At 55.3% G+C, this 5,144-nt stretch carries 5 protein-coding genes; all 5 read left to right on the plus strand.

All coding sequences use genetic code 11. From position 1 onward, the window contains the following. Window positions 1–354: glycosyltransferase (locus ACI3UA_RS00395; RefSeq protein ID WP_439722852.1), on the plus strand; the 354-nt coding region annotated here is incomplete at its 5' end. Then, window positions 330–1,778, plus strand: a complete 1,449-nt coding sequence (gene pelG / locus ACI3UA_RS00400; RefSeq protein ID WP_439722853.1) for an exopolysaccharide Pel transporter PelG — start codon at window positions 330–332, stop codon at window positions 1,776–1,778. The genes ACI3UA_RS00395 and pelG, both read left to right, overlap by 25 nt. Window positions 1,779–1,798: 20 nt before the next feature. Next, on the plus strand, window positions 1,799–3,838 hold the full coding sequence (locus ACI3UA_RS00405; RefSeq protein ID WP_439722854.1) for a hypothetical protein: 2,040 nt from the start codon (window positions 1,799–1,801) through the stop codon (window positions 3,836–3,838). Further along, a complete protein-coding gene (locus tag ACI3UA_RS00410; RefSeq protein ID WP_439722855.1) occupies window positions 3,838–4,851 on the plus strand; it encodes an endo alpha-1,4 polygalactosaminidase in 1,014 nt (337 codons plus the stop codon). Before ACI3UA_RS00405 ends, ACI3UA_RS00410 begins: the two co-directional genes overlap by 1 nt. A gap of 84 nt (window positions 4,852–4,935) precedes the next feature. Then, window positions 4,936–5,144 (plus strand): hypothetical protein (locus ACI3UA_RS00415; protein WP_439722856.1); only part of this gene is annotated, 209 nt, incomplete at its 3' end.

Consider the following 5,144-nt stretch of genomic DNA (forward strand, 5'->3'; position numbering starts at 1 on the left):
ATCATGGTGCTGTCCAGCATCAGCGAGGGACAGCCGCTGGCGGTGCTGGAGGGTCAGGCGGCGCGGCGGCCTTTTGTGACCACCAATGTGGGCTGCTGCCGTGAGCTGATTTATGGCTCAGAAGGCGACGGGCTGGGAACGGCGGGGGCCGTGACGGCGCCTATGGATTATCGGCAGATGGCGCGGGAGATTATCCGTCTGGCGAAGGATTTTGAACTGCGTCAGAAAATGGGCAATATCGGGTATCAGCGGGTCAGGAATGGCTATACCTATGAGAATTTTATCAATTCCTATCGCAATATTTACAGTGAACTGGGGGAAAACAGATTATGGCAGGAATCGGATTTGAGCTGAAAAAGCTCTTTGACCGCCGTACCCTGACGGGGCAGGCGATGGCATACGGCTATTCTGCCGTGATTACGGCCGGACCTTTTGCCCTGCTGACATCCATGGTGCTTCTGATACAGCTGCTGTTTGCCAGATATGATGCGGCGGGGGAGGCGTCACAGCTTTATACGGCTTCCGTGATTTATCCCTTTGTTTTTTCGCAGCTCCTTACCTGCGGCTTTGCCATGGTTGTCACCAGATACCTGGCGGATTCCCTTTATCGCGGCGAGTACGAAAATATAGCCGCCTCTTGCTACGGTGTTATCTTCATGGCACAGCTTCTGGGCATGGTGGTGGCCCTGCTCTTTTTCTGGGACAAGCCCCTGCCTGTGGTATTGAAGCTGTTTACCTACGTGTTTTTTATGGAAATGACGGCCATATGGCTGCAGGGGGTATACCTGACGGCCTTGAAGGATTATAAATCAATATTTTTCAGCTATGCAGGCGGCGCCTGTGTCAGCGTCCTTCTGGCGTGGGGCAATTTTCATACCGGCCTTCTGGAGCCGGTGACAGGTGCCATGCTGTCCATGTGTATCGGCACGGGGCTGATTGTGTGCTGCTTTATGGTGCAGATTGTCAGGTACTTTGACTGTCCGGCCTTCAGCATGAATTTTGAGTTCCTGCCTTATTTTGAAGAGCATTACAGGCTGTTCGGGGTGGCGTTTTTCTATACGCTGTCCATATACGTTGCCAATTTTATCGTCTGGAGCAGTGACTGGGGCGTTGTGGTGGCAGGGACATATCTGTATTCGCCCCGTTATGATGTGGTGACTTTTTACGCCTTTTTGTCCATCCTGCCCACCATGATTATGTTTGTGGTTTCCATGGAGCTGAAATTTTATGAGCAGTATGCGATTTATTTTACGTATATTACCCAGAAGGGGAGCTTTCAGGATATAGATGATGCCAGAAAGGATTTGCTGTACACCCTTTGGACGGAATTCAAGAACATCATGGAGTTTCAGCTGGTGTTCAGCCTGGTGTTCCTGGCGGCGGGGAGCTATCTGATGTCGATTGGGGGCGTGTATTATCAGGATGTGGGCATCTACAGGCTTCTGGTATTGGGTGCGTTCTTTACCGCCGTTCTGCAGGTGATATACACGCTGCTTCTGTATCTGGAGGATCAGCAGGGGGCGCTCCTGATTGCCGGTGTTTTTCTGGGCTCCAACGTGCTGCTGGGCATCATAGGCCAGTGGCTGGGCGAAAACAGCTACGGCTTTACCTTCTTCCTGTCGGCCGTGCTGTCTGCCGGTGTGGCTGTGGGAAGGCTGCAGCATTTCTGCCAGCGGATAAACTATTATATCTTTTGCGGCAGGCCGGTGTTTCTGGAAGCACCCCACGGAGTTTTTTCCAGGCTGGCGGCTTTTTTGTACAGGGACAGGAATTTTTAGCGGGAAAGGAGGCGGTATGAATGAGGATGTCACGTGTCAAGGGGCGGCGGCTGAGGCTGCAGCAGCAGCGTGAGCGGATGCACTGTAAAAAAAAGGCGGTTGCCCTGGTCATGACAGGCCTGGCTGCCAGCGTGCCGCTCAGGGGCGATGCGGCGACCCTTACGGTTCTGCAGGATATTAACGGCGATTTTGATTACATGGAAAATAACCTTGAGCGCATCAGGGCTCTTGATATGGCCAAGCTGTACATGGGCGAGGCCGTGCAGAATATGTCACTGGCCGGGCATTATCTGGAGGAAGCGGAGGGAATCTGCCGTGATGCGGCAGAAAATCTGCGCATGGCCGAGGAAAATCAGCTGCAGGCGGAGGAACAGGTCAGGCTTGTTGAAGCGGAGCTGAAAGCCGCCAGGGAAAACAGGCAGCAGCTGACCAGCAGGGCGCTTGCCAGCCAGCAGGCGGTGGCGGATTATCTGCCGGTGTGGTATGAGGCACAGGCGGAGCTGCAGCAAAGGCTGGATGTGCGTCAGGCGGCCATGGTGGCAAGGCCGGCAGGCGCAGCCGGTTCGGAGAGCTCCTATCAGGACAGGCAGAGGGCCGAGTGGATTGAAGCGGCATGGGAGGAAGCAGGCTTTGAGAACAACCGCCTGCCGGAGCTGGAGCTGAGGTTTGCCGGTGCCGGTGAAGGCGTCACTGCCGCTGCGGATGAGGAGGCACAGGCTCTGGAGGCTTACTGGGAGCGCATGGCGGAGCTGGATGCCGAAGCGGATGCGGCGCAGGAGTATTTTGATGACGTAAGCAGCCATCTGGATGAGCTGAAAGAGCTTTGCCGTGATGCAGAGGAAGAGGAAGCGGAAGCCAGCAGGGAGATTGTCGAGCTGGAAATGGAGCTGTCCAGAAGCCGTCAGGATGTGCTGGACTGCCGTCAGGATGTGGAAATCTGCCGCAGTGAGCAGACCGAGGCCATCACTGCCTGCTTTCAGGCCCTGATGGAGCGCAACGACAGCTTTGAGGAGGCGGTGGAGGCCGAAGCCGCCCTGAAACATTTTGGCGAGGGCTCCGGTGCACAGAGCACGCTGGAGTATTATAGCTGGCACGGGGCAACAGGAGGCCATCAGCTCTACAATGCCAATTCCTGGTACTGGAACGGCTGTCAGAGGGAGCTTTCCATCAGCAACGCCTATGTGTATTCGGATACGGGCCTGCCCGGCGGCAGTATGAGCGGCATCACGGATACGACCGTCAGTGCTATGCATGTCGGCAGGCATCAGGTATACGATGTAAGCTATGGGATGGAGATAAACCTGCCTACCGGTGAAAGCCGCGTACATAGCAATGCCGTGGTGCCTGATGATCTTGCCCGCGTGTCGAGGCTGGGCGAGGGGTGGAATTTCACCCCCCGGCTGGAGGTTGCAGGCCATATCGACAAATATACGGACTGGCGGTGGCGCAGTGCCTATTCCTTCAGGGGCGGCTATAATGATTCCATGGAGGATATGAGCTCGGTGATGCATCCGGGGAATTTCTGGTCAAATGAGCTGGAATATCTCCACACTGATGACAAGCAGCAGTATATGCTGAAGCTGCAGTATACGCGCAATGAGGAATCCTCCCTGACCAGTGCTGCCGACAGCTACAGATTCCGGGACGGAAACGGCCTTGTCGGACGAGGGTATTACCGGAGCTGGTTCACGCCGCGGGATTCCTGGGGCGCCTATCTGATATGGTCCTTTGACGGGGCGACGGCCTACGATACAGCCGGTATGGGCGGTACGGGATTGCACCGTCTGTATGGTGGTGCGGGCTGGTTCCATCGCTTTGATGCCCGGCGGCAGATGCGGCTGTTTGCCAACTGGCTGAGGACGGAAGGCGATATGTATGAGCCACTGACCAGGCAGAGCTATAGTGCCGGGCGGCGGTTTTCCGTTTCCCTGGGCTATGACTGGCGCATGGATGAGAGGAACAGCATGTCACTGGCGCTGGAAAGGGCGGTACTGCATCAGCAGGGCGGCTCCGGGTATCACAGCTGGGGCGTGATGATGAGCTACAACAGGAGTTTCTGATGAGGAAAAGGATAAATCTGGTATTATTGTGTGCCTGCCTGGGCATTTTTGCGGCCGGCCTTTATGGGTATCACAACGTGGTGCGCGCCCAAAATGAGGAGCGGGAGCATGTGGCCTATCGTCAGGAAATGGCGAAGCTGATAGGCAGTATCAAGGATTACGGCAGCAGGGCGCGGAGCGGGAATTTTTTTGTGATTGCCAATGGCGGCGCAGGGCTTTTGGAGGCCTGCGAGTTTTTGCCGGAGAAGGATTACAGACAGCTTTTGGAGCATCTTGATGGCGTGATGGCCGAGTCGGTGAACTACGGCTGGGATATGGAAATGGACAATCCCATGCCGGAAGATGAGCAGGAAAATTTTCACCGGCTGCTGCACAACGGATTGGCGGCAGGCGTTGTGCCTATGGTGCTGGACTATTGCCGGGAGCCTGCGCATGTGCAGACGGCGTACAGGGAGGACAGGTATAATGGCTATCTGGGCTGGGTATCTGCCAGGCGTGAGCTGGACAGGCTGCCACGGGAACTGCCGGAAAATGATAATGATTTCTCCTGCCGCAGTCTGCAGGAGGCACGGAATTATCTGGTGCTGCTGAACCCGGAGAATTTTTCCTCCCGTGAGGCCTATCTGCAAAGGCTGGCAGCCAGCAATTACGATTTGCTGATTATCGATGCCTACTATGGCGATGAGCCACTGACGAGGCAGGAGGTTGCCCGCCTGCAGGAAAAGCCTATGGGCGGACGGCGCCTGGTGGCGGCGTACATGAGCGTGGGGGAGGCCGAGGACTATCGCCCTTACTGGCAGGCGGCCTGGAAGGATAAGCCGCCTGGCTGGCTGTGGGAAAAAAATGATGACTGGGAGGGCAATTTCCGCGTCCGCTACTGGCAGAAGGAGTGGCAGGATATGCTGATGGGCAGTCCGGACAGCTACCTTGATATGATCCTGTCTGCCGGCTTTGATGGCGCCTTTCTGGATGTTGTCGACGTCTTTTATGAATTTGAGCATCTTGCCAAATAGGGGAAAAATTGTTAGAATGTTAAGCAGAATAATGATTTGATTTTCGTGGGAAGGGGTATTCCTTCCGACTGTGGGGGTGTTTTTATGTCGGCGCTGACGGACAGGCTTGTCGCTTACGGCTGCAATATAGATGAAGCCATGGGCAGGTTTTTAAATAATGAGGCTTTTTATGCCAAATGCTATGGCAAATTTATTGGGGACAAGAGCTTTGACCGGCTGGGGGAAACCCTGAGGGCGGGCGATGTGAGGGCCTCCTTTGAGGCTGCCCATGATTTGAAGGGCATCAGTGCCAA

It is taken from the genome of Anaerovibrio sp. (assembly GCF_051866355.1).
Classification (GTDB): Bacteria; Bacillota; Negativicutes; order Selenomonadales; family Selenomonadaceae; genus Anaerovibrio.

Excerpts from the sequence above, each read along its gene's own strand:
- pelG (WP_439722853.1), top strand. The coding sequence starts at position 330 with ATGGCAGGAATCGGATTTGAGCTGAAAAAGCTCTTTGACCGCCGTACC.
- ACI3UA_RS00405 (WP_439722854.1), top strand. The coding sequence starts at position 1,799 with ATGAGGATGTCACGTGTCAAGGGGCGGCGGCTGAGGCTGCAGCAGCAG.
- ACI3UA_RS00410 (WP_439722855.1), top strand. The coding sequence starts at position 3,838 with ATGAGGAAAAGGATAAATCTGGTATTATTGTGTGCCTGCCTGGGCATT.